The sequence below is a fragment of the Aquiflexum balticum DSM 16537 genome, assembly GCF_900176595.1.
Lineage (GTDB): Bacteria > Bacteroidota > Bacteroidia > Cytophagales > Cyclobacteriaceae > Aquiflexum > Aquiflexum balticum.
The window spans coordinates 1,870,092-1,889,119 of record NZ_LT838813.1; the positions used below are offsets into that span (position 1 = coordinate 1,870,092).

Annotated in this window: 17 protein-coding genes; 5 read left to right on the forward strand and 12 right to left on the reverse strand. The window is 40.4% G+C overall.

Annotated features, from left to right (window positions below):
- Positions 1–412: 412 nt before the first annotated feature.
- From B9A52_RS07945 to lipB, 7 genes are all read right to left on the reverse strand, one after another.
- Complete coding sequence (locus B9A52_RS07945) at positions 413–1,402, reverse strand: polyprenyl synthetase family protein (protein ID WP_084119798.1); 990 nt, start codon at positions 1,400–1,402, stop codon at positions 413–415.
- Positions 1,374–3,560 carry a ribonuclease R gene (gene rnr, locus B9A52_RS07950; protein ID WP_084119799.1) on the reverse strand — a complete coding sequence of 729 codons (2,187 nt, stop codon included), beginning with the start codon at positions 3,558–3,560 and terminating at the stop codon, positions 1,374–1,376. The genes B9A52_RS07945 and rnr overlap by 29 nt, the downstream gene beginning before the upstream one ends.
- A 110-nt stretch (positions 3,561–3,670) precedes the next feature.
- The gene (locus tag B9A52_RS07955) at positions 3,671–3,940 is read right to left on the reverse strand and encodes a hypothetical protein (protein WP_084119800.1); all 270 of its coding nucleotides are present in this window, start codon (positions 3,938–3,940) and stop codon (positions 3,671–3,673) included.
- A 64-nt stretch (positions 3,941–4,004) separates the two neighbouring features.
- Positions 4,005–5,162, reverse strand: a complete 1,158-nt coding sequence (locus tag B9A52_RS07960) for an ATP-binding protein (RefSeq protein WP_084119801.1) — start codon at positions 5,160–5,162, stop codon at positions 4,005–4,007.
- Positions 5,163–5,514: 352 nt separating this feature from the next.
- Positions 5,515–6,249, reverse strand: a complete 735-nt coding sequence (locus B9A52_RS07970) for a 3'-5' exonuclease (RefSeq protein WP_084119803.1) — start codon at positions 6,247–6,249, stop codon at positions 5,515–5,517.
- 11 nt (positions 6,250–6,260) lie between these two features.
- Complete coding sequence (locus B9A52_RS07975; protein WP_084119804.1) at positions 6,261–6,662, reverse strand: hypothetical protein; 402 nt, start codon at positions 6,660–6,662, stop codon at positions 6,261–6,263.
- Positions 6,663–6,803: 141 nt separating this feature from the next.
- Positions 6,804–7,520 carry a lipoyl(octanoyl) transferase LipB gene (gene lipB / locus B9A52_RS07980; RefSeq protein ID WP_084119805.1) on the reverse strand — a complete coding sequence of 239 codons (717 nt, stop codon included), beginning with the start codon at positions 7,518–7,520 and terminating at the stop codon, positions 6,804–6,806.
- Positions 7,521–7,603: 83 nt separating this feature from the next.
- On the opposite strand from lipB, the gene B9A52_RS07985 reads away from it, so the two are divergent.
- Positions 7,604–7,960 (forward strand): YraN family protein, encoded by a 357-nt coding sequence (locus tag B9A52_RS07985; RefSeq protein WP_084119806.1) that lies wholly within the window; start codon positions 7,604–7,606, stop codon positions 7,958–7,960.
- Positions 7,961–8,206: 246 nt separating this feature from the next.
- Here B9A52_RS07985 and B9A52_RS07990 read toward each other — a convergent pair whose 3' ends face one another.
- The 5 genes from B9A52_RS07990 to B9A52_RS08010 all read right to left on the reverse strand — a co-directional run bounded on the left by B9A52_RS07990 (position 8,207) and on the right by B9A52_RS08010 (position 11,785).
- Entirely contained in the window at positions 8,207–9,535 is a 1,329-nt protein-coding gene (locus B9A52_RS07990; RefSeq protein ID WP_084119221.1) for an IS110 family RNA-guided transposase, read from the reverse strand.
- Between the two features lie 404 nt (positions 9,536–9,939).
- Entirely contained in the window at positions 9,940–10,239 is a 300-nt protein-coding gene (locus B9A52_RS07995; protein ID WP_084119807.1) for a GIY-YIG nuclease family protein, read from the reverse strand.
- Between the two features lie 278 nt (positions 10,240–10,517).
- A complete protein-coding gene (locus B9A52_RS08000; RefSeq protein WP_084119808.1) occupies positions 10,518–11,186 on the reverse strand; it encodes an arylesterase in 669 nt (222 codons plus the stop codon).
- 12 nt (positions 11,187–11,198) lie between these two features.
- Positions 11,199–11,522: a DUF5615 family PIN-like protein gene (locus B9A52_RS08005; protein ID WP_157370108.1), complete on the reverse strand. Its 324-nt coding sequence runs from the start codon at positions 11,520–11,522 to the stop codon at positions 11,199–11,201.
- A gap of 35 nt (positions 11,523–11,557) precedes the next feature.
- Positions 11,558–11,785, reverse strand: coding sequence for a DUF433 domain-containing protein (locus tag B9A52_RS08010; RefSeq protein ID WP_084119810.1), 228 nt, complete (start codon positions 11,783–11,785; stop codon positions 11,558–11,560).
- Positions 11,786–12,068: 283 nt separating this feature from the next.
- Between B9A52_RS08010 and B9A52_RS08015 the strand changes: the two genes are divergently transcribed.
- The 4 genes from B9A52_RS08015 (at position 12,069) to B9A52_RS08030 (ending at position 18,883) form a co-directional block, all read left to right on the forward strand.
- Positions 12,069–12,746: an ABC transporter ATP-binding protein gene (locus B9A52_RS08015; RefSeq protein ID WP_084119811.1), complete on the forward strand. Its 678-nt coding sequence runs from the start codon at positions 12,069–12,071 to the stop codon at positions 12,744–12,746.
- Positions 12,739–15,258: an ABC transporter permease gene (locus B9A52_RS08020; protein WP_084119812.1), complete on the forward strand. Its 2,520-nt coding sequence runs from the start codon at positions 12,739–12,741 to the stop codon at positions 15,256–15,258. The genes B9A52_RS08015 and B9A52_RS08020 overlap by 8 nt, the downstream gene beginning before the upstream one ends.
- 142 nt (positions 15,259–15,400) lie before the next feature.
- Complete coding sequence (locus B9A52_RS08025) at positions 15,401–15,844, forward strand: hypothetical protein (RefSeq protein WP_084119813.1); 444 nt, start codon at positions 15,401–15,403, stop codon at positions 15,842–15,844.
- A 183-nt stretch (positions 15,845–16,027) separates the two neighbouring features.
- Complete coding sequence (locus tag B9A52_RS08030) at positions 16,028–18,883, forward strand: alpha/beta hydrolase family protein (RefSeq protein ID WP_084119814.1); 2,856 nt, start codon at positions 16,028–16,030, stop codon at positions 18,881–18,883.
- Positions 18,884–19,028 lie beyond the last annotated feature (145 nt).

Here is a 19,028-nt window from a genome sequence, read left to right on the forward strand (position 1 = left end):
TCTTTTAGTATAGTAGTCTTTAATACTATCCAACAAATGTAGGTGATAAATTACAAACAAAACTTGTCCTTGTCACCTCGACGGCAGGTCTTGTCCGCCGTGGCGGAAGAGGTCTATTGCTCATTACAGGTTACAGATATCTCTCCACGATAGTTATCGGGATCGATATGACAAGGAGAAGCCAATTACACAATTGATCCAATTTCCGCATTCAATACTTCAAATGGCGTATCCTTGTCACCTTGACGGCAGGTCTTGTCCGCCGTGGCGGAAGAGATCTAAGACCTTCAAGTCAGAACTGATATCTCCTGACTTCGATATGACAAGGAGAAGCCCTTAACACTACCAATCTTACATATAAGCATTCAATTGCAAACAATTAATAAGATATCTGCTCCAAATACTTCCGGAATTACCTCTCCCTATCCACCAAATTTTGTGTAAGGTCCAAAAGTTCCTGAAATTGGTTCTGATAAGGTACTTTCAGGGAAGCGAATTCAGAAAAGCCTTTGTCAAAGTATTCCTTCATTTTGGATTCGGTCAGTTCTTTTATGCCCAATTCATCATAAATAGCAGTGACCGCTCCGACTTTTTCCGCCTTATCAAAATCTTTGGCCTCAATCCAGTTTTCCAATAAAGTCTTGGTGTCTCCCTTGGCCAGTTCTTTTGCTTTGAGCAAGAGGAAAGTTTTTTTGTTGGAAATAATATCTCCCCCAACCTGTTTCCCAAACTTCGTCTTATCCGCATAGACATCCAAAAGATCATCTTTCAATTGAAAACCGATGCCGATATTGACTCCAAAATTATAAAGATGCAGGGCGTCCGCTTTGGGCGCGCCGGCCATTATGGCTCCAAACTGTAGCGCAAAACCAAGGAGAACAGCTGTTTTCAAGCGGATCATATCGATGTAATCTTCCTCGGATACCGTGGGAAGGGTTTCGAAGTTCATGTCCTTCTGCTGTCCCTCGCAGACCTCTGCGGCAGTTTTGTTGAAAAACCTGATGCACTCATGGAGTTTGTCTGCTTCAATTTCAAGCAGCATATCATAAGCTTTGACCAGCATGACATCTCCCGAAAGGATAGCTGTATTGGCATTCCATTTTTCATGGACTGTTTGGTTCCCTCTTCGCAGCGGGGCATCGTCCATGATGTCATCGTGCATCAAAGTGAAATTGTGGAAGACCTCAACGGCCAAGGCAGGAGTGAGGATGTTCTGAAAATCCTCTCTGTACAGTGAATAGGCCATTAATGTGAGAAGGGGACGGATGCGTTTCCCTCCCAAACTCATGATATAGGCTATTGGCTCGTAAAGTTCTTTGGGTGATTCTCCGTATGAAAATCCTTGGATATGGTTTTCCAAGGCATGTAATAATTTATCGGCGCTTTTTTTGGCTTGGTTCATTATCAGCAAATTCCAGGTCTATTGTTCTCCTATCAATATCCGTCGCAACTACACGGACCATTACTTTATCCCCCAAAGTGATCATTTTTTTATTTTTCGACCCAATAAGTCGCATGTTTTTTTCATCAAAATCATAATAATCGTCTTTCATGTCCTGAACACGAATCATTCCTTCGCATTTGGTTTCCGTGATTTCCACAAAAACACCCCACTCGGTAACACCTGCCACAATGCCTTCATAGTCTTTTTCCTCAGCAAGGGACATAAATTCCACTTGTTTGTACTTGATGGAAGCCCTTTCGGAATCGGCGGCTCTTTTTTCCCTTGTGGAGGAATGAAGACATTTTTCTTCCCATTCTTCCTCATTGGGAGATTTTCCGCCATCGAGGTAATGTTGAAGCAAGCGGTGCACCATCATGTCGGGGTACCTCCTGATAGGGGAGGTAAAATGGGTGTAATGTTTAAATGCCAAACCAAAGTGTCCCTTGGGTTCGGTGGTATATTTGGCTTTGGCCATACTTCTTATGGCCAATTGTTCCAAAACATTCTGCTCAGGTTTTCCGACGATTTCGTCCATCAGCTTATTGAGCGCTGCAGATACCCTTTCTCCTTCACCGATTTTGACCTCATGGCCAAACTTCTTGGCAAAGTTGGCAAATGTTTCCAATCGCTCTGCGTCGGGATTGTCATGGATTCTATATACAAAGGTATCATTGCCTTTGTTTTTGTTGTACACATATTCCGCCACGGTACGATTGGCCAAAAGCATAAATTCCTCGATCAGTTTGTGGATGTCTTTCCTTTCTTTGACAAAAAGCCCAAGCGGTTTTCCTTTTTCATCCAATTTGAACTTGACCTCAACCGTTTCAAAATTCACCGCCCCTTTGTCAAATCTTCTTTTGCGAAGTTTCTTCGCCAGATCATTGAGTAAGGTGAGTTCCTGATAAAAGTCTCCGGATTGATTGTCAATATTTTCCTGCCCTTCTTCATAGGCAAATCTTCTGTCTGAATGCGTTACAGTCCGCCCAATCCAATGCTTGAGGACATCCGCATTTTCATCCATTTCAAAAACACAGGAAAAAGTCAGTTTGTCTTCATTGGGTCTTAAGGAACAAAGTCCGTTGCTCAACCTTTCCGGTAGCATTGGGATAGTTCTGTCCACCAAATATACAGAGGTGGCCCTGTCATAGGCTTCTCTTTCCAAACCTGTTTTAGGTTTTACATAATAGGTGACATCAGCGATGTGGACACCGATTTCAAGGTTTCCATTGTCCAGTTTTCTGTAGGAAATGGCATCATCAAAATCCTTGGCATCCGCGGGGTCAATGGTGAATGTAGGCACATCCCGCATGTCCCTTCTGTTTTTGATTTCAGAACTTGGGATTTCATCAGGGATGGCATTCGCCTCTTCTTCGACAGCTTTGGGATATTCGAAAGGCAATCCAAATTCCGCCATGATGGAGTGGATTTCCACTTCGTGTTCACCGGCTTTACCGAGTACACGTGTGACTTTCCCCGTAGGATTTTTGTCATCTTCCCGCCAATCGGAAAGTTTGACAACTACTTTTTGATTGTGTTGGGCACCGCCCAAATCTCCCAAATGCACAAAAATATCATGGTGCATTTTCTTGAAATCAGGCACGACAAAGGCATATCTTGGGGATATTTCAATCCGTCCTACAAACTCATCCCTGCTTCTATTTACAATTTCCAACACTTTTCCTTCCAGTCTTCCGGTGCTTCCTTTGGTCGGATAGACCATAATTCTGACCCTATCTCCATCGAGGGCATGTTTGAGGTCTGCTTCTTTCACCAAAACATCTTCTTCCAAATCGTGTTTGGGATCCGGCTTGATAAATGCAAATCTGGGGTTTACAAAATCAACCTCACCTTCTACAAATTCCGGTTCTTTGACCGAGGAGAAGTAATTTCTTGGTGTTTTGGACACAGAACCTGCTGCGGCCAATTTATGCAAAGTCGGTTCTACTCCGCCTTTGGTGACGGAGTCTCTGATTTCCAGTTTTTTGATGATCTGTTTGGCATTGAATTCTTTGCCATAATTATTGTCCAAAAAATTAAGGACTTTTCTTGCCAACTGGGAGGCATCCATCACTTTCCCGCCTTTCTTCCCCTGTTGATTGTTTGATTTTCTTCCCATAAAAGGTTTATTTCCAATTGTTTAATTTCAGGCCCTTGATCTGTCGGAAATGGGCCTGGTTATTTGTTATTAATTCCATATCTGAATTTTTGAAAAAGTTAATCAAGATTTCAGTCCTTAAAAAAGTCACTTTCAAATGTCTCAATATTTCGGTTACTTTTAAGCCTGTTTTTAGGTAAATCCACGGTAAGTTCTCTGATTAAATCCGGATCTTCAACTTTGTCCAGAAATTCCCTAAAAGATAAAATTTGTTCTATCCTTGATTTTCTGGAATCTAAATTATCGATAATTCTATCTAGCTCTATCAATTCTTCCTCAGATAGGTTTTCGATCTTATCCAAAACTCTCTTTTTAATAATCTCAAGTGATTTGGTTTTCATCAGGAGTTTCTTTTTATAAAGTTAATAAAAAACTTATAGCAGAATTGGTTCCAATTTGGTTTTATTATCCAAAGTCTCTCCAAGCCACCAAATTTCCTGCACTTCTTTTTTGCGAAGTATCCCCACCATACACCAGTGATTTGTTTAAATTTTTGATTTGGGAAATTTCTTCAAATTTGGCCAGCCCATCAAACATTTTAGTTTTGATAGTTTGGGACGCTTTGAATTCAATGATTTCTATTTGATCACCCTTGTCGACCAAAAGGTCGATTTCATTTCCAGCAGCATCCCGCCAAAACCATAGGTCTTGAGGATTGTTTTGATGGTGCATCTGTTTTAAATACTCAGCAATCATCATGTTTTCAAACAATGCACCCTTAATCGGATTTGCCAGTAAACTTTCCGTTTTACTGATTTTAAGCAAGTGACATAATAAACCTGTGTCATAGAAATAAAGCTTTGGTGTTTTGACTATCCTTTTATTGTAGTTTTTATGGTATGGGTATAGTTGAAACGTAATGAAGCTTTGTTCTAATGCCGATAGCCATGCTTTTGCTGTGGGTTGACTGATGCCGCATTCATTGGCCAATGCATTCAGATTCAGTAATTGTCCTGCCCTAGCAGCGCAAAATGAAAGGAAGTTTTGGAAAATCCTTAAATCCCTGATGGCAACAAGTTCACTTATATCCCTGTTGATATAAGTCTCAATATAATTGGAGTAAAAGACCTTTGATGGAATATCCCTATCATAAATGGCTGGGTAATATCCTTTAATAAGTGAATTCAAATAGTTCTCTCCCAATAATCCTTCATTTTTTAATTCCTTTAAATCAAAGGGGAATAATTTGAAAATTGCAACTCTGCCGGCAAGGCTTTGTGTGATGCTGTGCATCAAGTGGAAATTCTGCGAACCTGAAAGGACATAAATACCCATTTCCCCACTTCTATCATCTACGATATTTTGGATGTATGAAAACAATTCGGGAACCCGTTGAACTTCATCAAAAATGACATGTGAGTGAAATTCTTTCAAAAATCCATTAGGATCTGACTCAGCAAAATTTCTGTTATCAGGATTTTCTAAGCTGATATACCTGTAATCCGGAAATAAATTTTTGAGTAGCGTAGTCTTCCCGGATTGTCTTGGTCCGGTCAAAGCAATGATCGGATACATTGGTGCTATCATCTTGATCGCAGAAACTATTTCCCTAGAAACCAACATGTTTTTATTTCAAATTTAGGGCTAATTTTGAAATATCACAAGCTGAACTTTGAAATAACATGACTTAAACTTTGAAATAACATTAACTGAATTTTGATTTGACATGCGTATATTTAGTTTGAAAGCAGGAAAAGTGAATAAATTAATCCATTTCAATTCTATGGTTGGAAGGCGGCTAATTTCTATTAAAAACGTAAAGAGGGCCTTTTTTAATATCCTAATATCCATCAATATCCACAATTCTATTTCAATTTATCCCGAATCCCATACGGTCTTGGGATTTTCGATTTCAACCTTATTTCCATCACATCCCGAATCACTTCGCTCTCGGGACCTTCACTTTGCTCCAATTTCATTCAGAAGAATCCTTATTAATAATTTCAATCTCCAAATCAGGCGGAAGTCCCTGAAATGCCAGATAAATCTGGGCGGTGACCAAGACATCCCTCAAACAATATTCCCGGATTTTTTCAAGATTTTTTTTATGGTAATAGGCTTCATTGACCTGGGAACCATCAATTCCTTCTTTGGAGGTGGGGATGTCAAAAATAGCTGCTAAAAGCTCCAATCTTGTGTAGTGCTTGTAATCTCCGAATTTCCAAAGTTCAAGCGTGTCCAGATGCCGGACTTCCCAAGGTTTTTTGCCAGCTATCTGTAAAGGTTCTGGAAGTGGAATTCTGTTGACCAGGATCCTACGGCTCAAATAAGGAAAGTCAAATTCCTTTCCGTTATGGGCACAAAGTATCCACTTTTTTCTGTGCAGCAATTCCACAAATGCCGTAAGGGTATCATATTCCTGTTCTTCGGCAAAACTTTTGGTCCTGAATTCCATTTTATTTTCCTCTTCTACAAAATGAAAATAGCCCACACTTACACAGATGACTTTTCCGAATTCGGCGTAGATGCCTGCTTTATTGAAAAAGAGACTTCCAGGTTCGATTTCAGAATCCTTTGATTGGATATGCTTTTCTTTTTTGAGCCATTCTTCCTGAAGTCTTGGGTGCAATGCTTCAAAAGCTTCTTCCTGAGAGGCTGTCTCAATATCCAAAAAAAGGATATCGCTCAATTCATTGAAAAAATTTACCATAGCTAAAATTGTTATCCGTGAAGGACACCTTCCATATCCAATTCAGGAATATAGATCATATTGGAGGGGTCCATACTGCCTACTGTAAAGATAAACTTTTTGTCGAAAATCTGATCAAGGATATAGTAACTGACCCAATATTCATTGTTGAGGGCAAACAGTGCAGGATCGATGGGCTCAATCTTGGCGATGGATTCCGAACCCAACTCCTGTATCATATGCCGCAAAGTGGAGGTTTTCTTTTCCTCCCCGTCAATAATCCCATATCCTTTGGAAGTAATCATGACAGTATTCAGTTCAATCATATTGAGATTGATAATATATACCCCCCATTCAATATTTCCATTGATGTTTTCTTTGGCAATGGCCAGTTTTACTCCGGTGACCGGGTGAAAGTCGATGTCTTTTTTCATGGGTTAGAGGTGAGAGATAAGACGTTGGATATGAGAGCCAAGAGACAAGAATCAAGAGCCAAGACAAGGTGATTCAGCGGTTAAATCTAATTTTTATATCAACTATATTTCAATATTATTTCAGATGTATTTCCATTTTATTTAAACCAACTCCATCTCAAACAACTCAATAATATGTCTTTTGACTTTTTCTTTGACTTCTGAGATTTCTATAGGTCTTCCCAATTCGAGGTGGAGGGAAGTCACGGCTTTGTCGGGGATGCCGCAAGGGACGATATTGTTGAAGTAAGTGATATCAGAATTCACATTGAAGGCAAAACCGTGCATGGTCACCCATCTGCTGGATTTGACGCCTAAGGCACAGATTTTTCTGGGATTCTTTTGTGTTTCATGATCCAGCCAAACTCCTGTCAAACCTTCAATCCTTCCAGCTTCAATACCATATTCTGCCAATGTCAAAATAATGGCTTCCTCCAAAAATCTCAGGTATTTGTGTATATCCGTAAAGAAGTTATCCAAGTCGATGATGGGATATCCTACCAACTGGCCGGGGCCATGATAGGTGATGTCCCCGCCACGGTTGATTTTGTAGAAGGTGGCGTTTTTTTCCTTCAGGCCATCCTCATCCAACAATAAGTGGGATAGTTCACCGCTTTTCCCCAAAGTATACACATGGGGATGTTCCACAAAAATCAGGTAATTTTCAGATGGCTTTTGGAGCTCTGGAGAAGATTTCCTGTTTTCGATTTTCAGTGCAACGGTTTTTGCAAACAACTCTTCCTGAAAATCCCATGTTTCCTGGTAATCCTTTAGGCCAAGGTCTAGAAATTTTACTTTTTTATTGATAACTTGATTCACAGTTTTGAAGAGTTGCTGCTTTGCAACAAGTGTTTTTAATTATAGGTTCTCAAAGAGTTTTTCAAAAATAAACAATTATTGCCATGGCAGAACACAATGACAAAGGAAAGGAAGCCGAAGACTTGGCAAGGGAATGGCTGAGTGGACGTGGCTATGAATTTGTAGAGGCCAATTACCGCTACAGTCACGCCGAAATTGACCTGATATTCAAGTATAAAGGAATCCTGGTTTTTGTAGAGGTCAAATATCGAAGTGGGACGGGATTTGGTTATGCCGAGGAGTTTGTGGACTATACCAAGCGCAAACTGATAGTCAAGGCTGCTGACCATTATATCCATGAAAAAGACTGGCACAAGGATATCCGTTTTGACATAGTAGGAGTATACAGGGACAAAAACGGCAATGTGAATTTCAGGCAGTTTGAGGATGCGTTTTATTAGAGGGGAGAAGCGAGAGGCGAGAGCCAAGAATCAAGAAGAAAAGCCTGCCCCGAGTATCGGGGAGAAAAGAGCCAAGAGTCAAGAGCCAAGACGCGATAGTTGAGAAGGGAGAAAAATGAAACGTAAATTAAAATTTGAGTTAAAAATGGCTGACCAAAGCTTTGCCTTGTCATATCGACCGTAGGGAGATATCTATAACCCTAAATCGGAGAATAGACCTCTCCCTTGCGTACCAATGACATAAAATCATTCTTCATGTAAATTAAGGATTTTCTCTTCAATTTCTTGTGGGACAATATCCATGTTCAGTTCCACTGCTAGCCTTTGTATCAATTTCATTTTCTGTTTTTGCATGATTTCCTCGTAATATTTTATACCGAACTCTACAAAATCAGATCCTTTTACCATTAACCTCCAATATTGCTCTGCAAGTTTTCTTGCCATGGCCTTGATGGCTACCCTCGGACCTTTTCTTCCACATAGTCTTCTGCCGAATGCCCCGAGTGCAATTTTCTTGCTGTTCAATAGCCCTTGGGCAATTACCCTGAATATCTGGCCGGCTTTCGGTCTGCCTTTGGACTTGTTCTTTTTCTTTCTACCCGATTGGTGCTGGCCAGGGGATAGCCCCAACCAGCTGGTAAAGTGTTTTTCGGTCTTCCATCTGGAAAGATCCGGACCCGTTTCGGTCAACACTTGAAACCATGTATAATCGGTGAACCCGGACAGCTTGGTGGCATCCTTGCCACCGAATATTTTCAGAAGGTATTTTCCCAAATCCGAAACATCGGGTTTATTATGCCTGATCTGTTTTCGCTTCATACCTTTTGGGAACTCGTACAGGTCCATGTTTTGCTTATTGAATGTATCCTGGATCTTCTTATCACAGTCTGATATCTGGGCTTTGTAAAACCTGTATGCCTCATAGGCCTGTTTAAGTGCAAACAGTCCTGCTTCGGTATAAAACCCTTCAAGAGCTTTTACTATTTTCTCACCCTTTTTCTTTATCAGACTGTGATGGCACAGGGAAAGTAGTTTCTGGGGGTCCCTTTCTCCTTGGAGGATGGCTTCTATCATCACCGTTCCGCTGGCACCGTGCACCTGGCTGAGAACCTCGGGAAGCCTGATATTCATTTCAATAAGTGCTTTCTGCATATGGTTTATATGCATGGACATACTCCGGATATGGTCCTCTCTGAGCCTTTGGTAAGAGCGGAGCTCTTTCATCAGACCTTCAGCTACAAAGCACCTGTTCAACAGTCCATGGGCGTGGAGTTGGTTGATCCACTGACAGTCTTTCACATCGGTTTTCCTGCCTGGGACCTGTTTGGTCTGGCGTCCGTCAACAAGCCAGACATCAAGTCCTGCCTCTGTAAGGATATCATAGAGAATAACCCAATAGCTGCCGGTCGCTTCCATGGCAACAGAAGTGACACCTGCTTCTATTAGATAAACTGCGGCTTTCCTGAAGTCTGAAGTAAAGGTTTCAAAACTCGCGACTTCTTTTCCTTCGATGTCGACATAGATGCTCCTGGAGCCTATATCGATACCAGCTGTGTTTTGATGGATCTTTTTCATAAAACTACCTGATAAAGAAATATTGGCCTTAAGCCTGTTTGAAGAACTGTAAAAGGCAGGCTACCATTCGGACAAGCATATTGCTGTACCACTATTTCGTTCTCAATCAAACAGGACCACACTCGAGGACAGGCACGGGGCACTATACAATGGGACGGCCATACTGCTCAAGGTTACTCTAATTTACTACCATGTCATTCCTTTTTCGTATGTTTCTGAAAAAATGTTGTAAACTCGAGGTGACAAGGCAAAGTTGAAAAGGAATCTTGAATGCTTTTATAGCATCAATAATGTCAGTAGCTTATCCTTGTCATATCGACGATAGGAGATATCTGTTCAGCTTGAAGGTTAAAGTCAGCTCTCAAAGATAGCTAGGGAGAAATCTAAACCCCTTCTTTTCGCAGTTAACCCCCAACTTCTTCATTTAAGAACTTCCAATCTGGATTTAATTCTTTAATCAAATCCTCTTTTTTTTCCCTCCTCCATTTTTTGATTTCTTTTTCCCGGGCGATAGCATCTTGGACATATTGATAGGATTCCCAATGAACAAGGTATTTACATTGATACTTTGCTGTAAAGCTTTCCGGATTGAATTTTTCTCCATGTTGATTTAAACGTGAAATCAAATCATTTGTCATTCCGATATACAAGACTGTCTTTTTGTAATTTGTAAGGATATAAACAAAATATTCATGCCTTTTCATAAAAAGTGAGTTTAAAAGTTCAATTTAAGTTAGGGTATTTTTTGATTTTTAAAAAGACTTTCCCTTGTCATATCGACCGTAGGGAGATATCTATAGAGCCTTAAGGTCATAGACCTCTCCTGTCGTCGAGGTGACAAGGAGAAGTATATCGGAGTTCTTAGATGCAGTTTTTGGATCAATCATGTCAATAGCTTCTCCTTGTCATAAATCTTTCGTCCCTGTCTGCCGACAGGAAGGGAGTTGACAAAGCAAAGCTTTAAATTGAGAAAAATGAAATTTTATAACAAATCCTCAAGGTATTCCCAGATGGTCTCAAATACGATCAAATGCCCTTCCTCTGTAGGGTGAATCCCGTCAGGAAGATTCAGATCAGGATTTCCGGCAACACCTTCCAATAAAAAAGGAATAAGGATTACATTTTCTTCTTCAGCCACGCTAGGGTATAATTCTCTAAATTCACTGGTATATTCCGGACCCATGTTGGGTGGAATTTGCATTCCTGCCAATAGGATTGTTGTTTGGGGATATTTGGAACGGACTTTTTGAATAATTCCTTTCAGGTTCTTTTTTGTTTCTGTAAGTGGAATTCCTCTCAATCCATCGTTTCCACCCAGTTCAAGGACAAATATTGCAGGCTCTTCTTCCAGAAACCAGTCAAGACGGCTAAGTCCACTGGCAGTGGTTTCACCGCTCAATCCTCCGTTGACCACCCTGTAATCCAGACCCAAGCTGTCAATTCGCTGCGCAACCAAGCCTGGGAATGCATCCTCGGCATCAATTCCGTATCCTGCACTCAGGCTGTTGCCGAAAAAGAGAATGAGTTTTTTTTGATCGGGTTTTTGGGTTTGAATTTCACTAGTTGTATTTTCAACTCTTTCAGATTTTTTTGAGCAGGCAAAAATCATTACAATGATTAATATTGAAAAGAAGTGGTTTTTATAATTCATAATATGAGACAATTAATTTTTTATTTGATAGGTCCAGTGATTGGGATTTGCTTCTATGATGAATGATTCAGCTTTTGCAATTGACTTAATTTTTGGAATCTCTTTTCCAAAAACTTCTATTAAATCTCTATTGGAAACATTTCCCAAATTAATTTTAATAAGTTTTTTAGGACTTCCTTTAATTAAAAAATCATTTTTAAAATCCACATCTTTGGATATTACGATAAAACCCATTTTGTCAGCATTTTTTGCAATTTCTGAATCTTGAGTATTGAATCCGTTTAAGATTGAATTAACGTGAATTGATTCAAATCCATTCTGATTTAAAAATTTCACGAAATTCAAAGAAATATGAACATCACACAAAAACTTCATGCAATTTCTTGTGTCGAAGTGCCAATTATAGAGAGTTTTGCAAATTCCAATGCTGCAAAGAAATCTTCTTTTTCCAATTCAGGATGATCCTCTATAATTTCCTCATAAGTCATGCCTGAAGCCATCAGATCCAGAAGCACTTCCACAGGCCATCGCATACCTCTAATACAAGGCTTTCCATGACATATTTCAGGATTTATTGTTATTCTGTTTTTATACTTCATTATTATATTTTATTGTTCGTAACATTGCCAATAATCTTCCATATAAAGGTGAAGATTATAAATGAACCAAACATCGGTCATCCGACATCGGTCATTTTGAAACAGGTTTGATGCATAAATGGCAATAAAGCATATAATTACTATTACACCTTTCCCCAAATCTACAATTTTTCAGGCGAAATTGTTTCAATCCATTCTTTAGCCTTATCTTTATTTCCAACGAATCAAACCTTTTGGACGTTTGTTGGTGTTATTAGCCCGTACAAAAACCTCTATTATTTTTATGAGCATTTTAAGTGTAAAGGAAGTTTCCAAAACCTACCAAAGTGGAAACAGGAAATTGACTGTTTTGGATAATGTCAATCTCAATATCCAATCCGGTGACAGTATTGCAATCGTTGGGCCGTCAGGAAGTGGCAAAACCACATTGCTTGGCTTATGTGCAGGATTGGATTCTGCGACGACCGGGTCGGTAGTGCTCAATGGTAGTGCATTTGAGAAATTATCGGAAGATGAACGTGCTGCCGTAAGAAGCAAAAATGTAGGTTTTATATTTCAAAATTTCCAATTACTTCCCACCTTGACTGCGCTGGAAAATGTGATGGTGCCTTTGGAATTGAAAAAAAGGAAAGATGCAAAGGAAAAAGCATTGTCCTTGCTACAAAAAGTCGGTTTGGGCGACCGGGTTACACATTACCCAACACAATTGTCAGGTGGAGAACAACAGCGTGTATCCATTGCAAGGGCATTTGCCAATGAGCCTTTGATTCTTTTTGCTGATGAACCCACAGGAAATCTTGATACCGAAACCGGAGAAATGATTGAGGACCTGATTTTCAACATGAACAAAGAAGAGGGGACGACCTTGGTTTTGGTCACCCATGACCCGGAATTGGCCAAACGCACCAACAGAATCATTCATATCAAAGGGGGCAAAATCCAGGAGGAAAACAATGGCTGATTTTTCGTGGATTTTATTGATGGCTTACAGGGATTTTCGCAAGAATTTCTCCCGTCTTTTGCTTTTTGTATCCTCCATGGTGGTGGGAATTGCTGCCTTGGTAGGAATCAGTTCTTTTGGTGAAAACCTAAAAAAAGATATTGAAAACCAATCCAAGGAACTGGTCGGGGCTGATTTGGTTCTGGAAAATAACAAACCCCTGGGGGAACAACCCACAGATTCGATCGCAATCCAAAGAGCTGAGGAAGTCAATTTTGCCAGTATGGTGGCTTTTCCGGCTACAGGCGAAAGTAGGTTGACCCAAGTCCGGATGCTGGCAGGGGATTTTCCTTTTTATGGAAAACTGGAAACCATCCCTGAAAATGCCGAAAGCACTTTCAGACAGGGTGGAAGAAAAGCATTGGTTGAAAAACTCCTGATGGCACAGTTTAATGCCGTGGTAGGTGACAGTATCAAAGTCGGTGAACTGACTTTTGTGATTGAAGGTGAACTGCAGAAAGTACCCGGTCAAACAGGAATTGCAGCTACTGTAGCTCCGGCAGTTTATTTACCCATGGAATATGCCGAGGCAACAGGCTTGATCCAATATGGCAGCAGGCTTAACTACCAAAGGTACTATCAATTGGCCGACGAAGTGAATCCTGATGAATTGGTCAAATTGTATGAGGAACAATGGGAAGAAGAAAAAGTGGACGCTGATACAGTCGAAGACCGACGTCGCCAAACCGGACGTTCTTTTGAGAATCTTTCTAATTTTCTGAGCCTTGTTGCATTCATTGCCTTGTTGTTGGGCTGTGTAGGAGTGGCAAGCGCAGTGAATGTGTTTGTGAAAGAGAAATTAGCCTCTGTGGCAGTATTGCGTTGTTTGGGGGTGTCAGCTTGGACAGCTATGAAAATCTATCTGGTTCAAATATTGGTGATGGGTTTGATAGGATCCTTATTCGGCGCTTTTTTGGGTACAATGCTTCAGTTTATTTTGCCCACTGTATTTGCTGATTTCCTTCCGGTGGAGGTCACTATGGCGATTTCATGGAAAAGTGTCGCTTTTGGAATTTTGACAGGATTACTTGTTGCTGTGCTTTTCGCGCTTTTACCCTTATTAAAAATCAGGAAGGTTTCCCCAATGGCTACTTTAAGACCTGAGGAAGGAGAAACTAAAATTTCCAAAGATCCCTTGCGTTGGACAGTGGTAACTGGCATTTTGTTGTTTATTTTCGGTTTCAGCTTTTTCCTGTTGAATGGCTGGAAAGAGGCATTGGGATTTACGGGATTTGTGGTGTTTGCATTCCTGGCTTTGTGGTCCGTGGCTTTGGGTATCATGTGGCTGATCAAAAGGTTCTTGCCCATTACCCTACAGTATCCTATCCGGCAATCTTTAGCCAATCTTTATAGACCAAATAACCAAACCGTCTCCCTGATTGCAACCATTGGGCTGGGCACGGCGATGATCAGCACCTTGTTTTTTGTTCAAAACCAATTATTGGATGAGGCAAGATTTGCGGATAAAGAGGATCAACCCAACATGCTGATGTTTGATATTCAGACCCATCAGGTGGATTCGGTGGCTGAAAGGATCAGAAAAAGGGATTTGCCTATTTTACAGCAAGTTCCGATTGTTACCATGGGTTTGGAATCCATCAATGGATTGACAAAAAAAGGCAACGATACATTACCCGATGAGGAGAGAAGATCAAGAGGCTTGTACAACAGGGAATTCAGGGTGACTTACCGGGATTCATTGATTTCCTCAGAAAGGCTGGTCAGTGGAGAATTAAGAAAAGTAGCATCACCGAATGATTCCATATTTATTTCCTTTGATCAGGGATATGCAGAAAGAACAGGGATCAATTTGGGGGATGAGATAGTTTTCAATGTTCAGGGGAGACCGATAACAACTTATGTGGGAAGTTTTAGGGATATCAAATTCAATCAGGTTTCTACCAATTTCCTGGTATTGTTTCCGGACAATGTTTTGACCAATGCGCCTAAATTCCATGTGCTGATCACCAAAACCAAAAATGACCGACAGGCAGCCGATGTCCAATCAGAGATTGTAAGGAAATTCCCAAATATCTCAGTGATCAACTTAGGGGCGATTGTAGAAACCCTAGAAGAAATCTTGGGGAAAATCAGTTTTGTCATACAGTTTATGGCCTTTTTCAGCATCATAACAGGAGTATTGGTTTTGATCAGTTCTTTGATTATCAGCAAGTATCAAAGGATGCGCGAAAGTATCTTGTTGCGGACATTGGGTGCAGATAGTGGTATGGTCAGCAAGATCAATACCTTGGAATATTTCTTTTTGGGTTCCTTGGCTTCTTTAAGTGGGATTTTGCTTTCATTTTTGGCAACCTTTCTTTTGAGCCAGTTTGTATTCAATCTGCCTTTTAGGGGAGCTTATAAAGAAGCCCTGATCGTTTATCTTGCGATTACAGCATTGACCATATTGTTGGGATGGCTCAATGGCCGTAAAATCGTAAAGATGCCTCCAATGGAGATTTTAAGAGGATAAATGATTATGAATAAGAAATAGACCCTTGTGAATATCAATTCTCAAGGGTCTATTTTTTTATCCTTAACTGTAACTAATTTTTGTTTGGATACATAGAATTTAAAACTACTTTTGTCTTTGATAAATTAAACTAAAAAATTATATGAGTAAAATCAGATCTTTTGCCATTGTCTTAATTTTTGGCGTTTTTATATCGATTCAGGCTCAGGCACAAGTACATGTAGGGGTTTATCATAGTGGATATATCAATCAGGTTGGAGTTGGAACCGATAATGAGAAATTGTATTTTGGTGAGTTGAGATTGTTGGCGACGGATATTATAGATTTTCCGTTCGGTGTTGAAGGAATGTTTCACAGAAATTTCAAACGTGGAGAATGGGTAAATTTACATGCGGGGATCATGTTGGGAATTTTAGAGAACGGGAATAACGCAAAAGTAGGATTGCCTTTAGGTCTAACTTTTAAGCCGATAGCTGCCCATAGGAATTTTGCTGTTTTGATGGAGGCAACTCCAAACATATATAGCTCAGGCACTTTTGCAATAAGGTCAAACATCGGTCTCCGCTATTCTTTCCGTAAGGAATAATTTTTCAATAGTTCCGTAGGAAAGAACGATTTAATAACCATGGGTTTCAACCCATGATAAGATTCCCAACTTCTTATTTGATAACAAATAATTTTCCTTGTCAGTGATTTCTCCGCCGCTGTTTGATAGTCGGTTTTTTTATTTTTAAGGAATGCTATAATTTCAAAGCAAATACAGATAATTATGGTAAAGAATCTATTAACAGGGTTTTTGGTGGTGGTTTTGATACTTCCCGCCTTCGCCCAAAGAAAACAGGCAAGTCCCCAAATTGTCAAAAAGCCATTGACCCATGCTGCTTATGACGAATGGAAAAGTATTACTTACAAAGAGCTCACCAATGATGGTAAGTACGCTGCTTACACTTTAAACCCCGAAGCGGCGGATGGTAAACTGGTCTTAATGGACCTTTCCATAAACACCAAAGATGAAGTACCGCGGGCAGAAAATATAAAACAAGGTTGGGACAGCAGGTATTCTTTTATGCTGATCAAAGCACAAAAGGATCTGGTCAAAGAACTTCGCCGGGAAAAGAAGAAAAAAGAGGACATGCCAAAAGATACCTTGGGGATTTATTCTTGGACCAATAAAAAACTGGAAAAAATTCCCCACGTCAAATCCTATAAAATCCCCGAAAAAGCAGGGAATTGGATTGCTTATCAATTGGAAGCAGTTACTGAAGCCGAAAAGGAAAAAACAAATGGGAATGGACAGGAAAATTCCGAAAAAGCCAAACCAGCCCGTAAAATATCTGATGAAAACGGATTCCCATTGATTTTGAGTAACCTGGACAATGGTAAGCAGATGACCTTTGGTTTTGTCAAAGACTACACATTTGCAGAGAACGGTGAAGGCTTATTGTTTCATACGACAGGGGATAATGGAGAACTCCAGCCCGGTATTTACTGGTATGACCTGAATGAAGGAAAGTTGCAGTCTGTTTTTGAAGCTAACCGCAAACATAAATTCAAATATCTGAGCATAGATGATTCAGGTTCCAAAGTTGCCTTCATTGCAGACTTGGATACTACCAAAGCATTGGTGCGGGAGCCGAAATTGTATTATTGGGACAAATCCATATCAAATGCCATAGTTTTGGCAGATCAAAGCACTACAGGAATCCCGGAAGAATGGTTGGTTTCTGAAAATTTCAATCCCTATTTTTCGAAAGATGGCAGCAAACTTTTTTTCGGAACAAACCCGGTTCCTTTTGTAAAGGATACGGCCTTGTTGGCTGAAGAAATTGTGAATGTGGAAGTCTGGCATTGGCAGGATGATTATATCTATCCCGAGCAAAATGTAAGGGCAGACAGGGAAAGAAAGCGGAGTTATCTGGCAGTGATGCATTTGGACAACCGGAAATTGGTGCAATTGGGAAATGAAAAAATGGAAGACATCAACGTCGGTGAAGAAGGAAATTCCAAATACGCATTGGGCAAAGATGACCGGAAATATAGAATAAGCCGCACTTGGGACACAGGAGGGGCGCATGATTTATATATTGTGAATGTAGCTGATGGCAGTTCGAAACTGATTGAATCGGGTGTTCAGGGATATTCCAGACTATCCCCTTCTGCACAATATGCCTACTGGTTCAGCAATCCTGATACAGCTTGGTTTGCGCATCACATTACTTCCGGAAAAACATTGAAATTGACTTCAGGTATGGGTATCCCCTTTGCCGATGAGGAAAATGATGTGCCGGATTATCCTTCTTCTTATGGACTTGCCGGTTGGACCAAGGATGATGCAAGGATTTTGGTTTATGACAAATACGATATCTGGTCTTTTGACCCTCAGGGAAAGGAGGATCCTATTAATTTGACCAAGGATGGAAGGGAAAAGAAGATAACTTACCGCTATGTCAATCTGGACAGGGAAAAGCAATTCATAGATCAGGATGAGGTGATGCTTTTGACGGCATTTGATGAAAAGAGCAAATCATCCGGATATGTCAGGTATTCATTAAAGGATCGGAAACTTGATCCTTTGGTCATGAGTGCTCATAGATATGGAGGAATTCAAAAATCCAAAGAAGCAGACCTGTATCTTTACACAAAAGAGAATTTTCAGGAATTTCCTGATTTGTATGTTTCAGACTTGAATTTTTCCAAGCCAAAGAAAATCTCTGAAGCGAATCCACAGCAAAAGGAATATATCTGGGGTACTGCGGAATTGGTTTATTGGAATTCATTGGACAATATTCCTTTGGAGGGAATTCTTTACAAACCAGAGAATTTTGATCCCAACAAAAAGTATCCCATGGTGGTGGTTTATTATGAGCGTTTTTCCAATACTATCCATCAGCATCACAAACCTGAACCAATCCGGTCTTTAGTTCACCGCACCATGTATGTCAGTAATGATTACCTGATTTTTGTGCCGGATGTGGTTTACAGTACAGGCTATCCCGGTGAAAGCGCCTTCAATTGTATCATTCCGGGGGTCAACCATTTGATATCGCAAGGTTTTGTGGACAAAGATAGGGTCGGCATCCAAGGACATAGTTGGAGCGGATATCAGACAGCCTACATCCTTACAAGAACGAATATGTTCCGTGCTGCTGAAGCAGGGGCTATTGTTGCCAATATGACGAGTGCTTATGGTGGAATCAGGTGGGAATCAGGTAGGGCAAGAATGTTCCAATATGAAAAGGCACAGTCAAGATTAGGTGTCAGTCTATGGGAAAATCCATTGCCTTATATTGAGAATTCACCTTTATTTTTTGCGAATAAAATTGAAACACCCATACTCCTTTTGCACAATGATGCAGATGGGGCTGTGCCTTGGTATCAGGGAATAGAAATGTACTTGGCCATGAGAAGGCTCAATAAGCCTACCTGGATGCTGAATTATAATGGCGAGCCACATTGGCCTGTCAAGAGAGAAAACCGTATCGATTTCCAGACCAGGATGATGCAGTTCTTTGACCACTACCTAAAGGATGCTCCTATGCCACGTTGGATGGAACGAGGAGTTCCTGCCATTGAAAAAGGAATTTATCAGGGATTGGAGCTTGTGGGGGAAGAGGATGGTATTTGATTTAAATATTTTAGGGAAAATATTGCATTCAACATATTTCCGTTGGTTTGCGGGACAGATGTCGGATGACCGATGCCCGATGATGGCTTTGCTTTAGGTTTAAGCACCTTTTATATTTGTTTAAACCCATTACTGGCGCAGATTT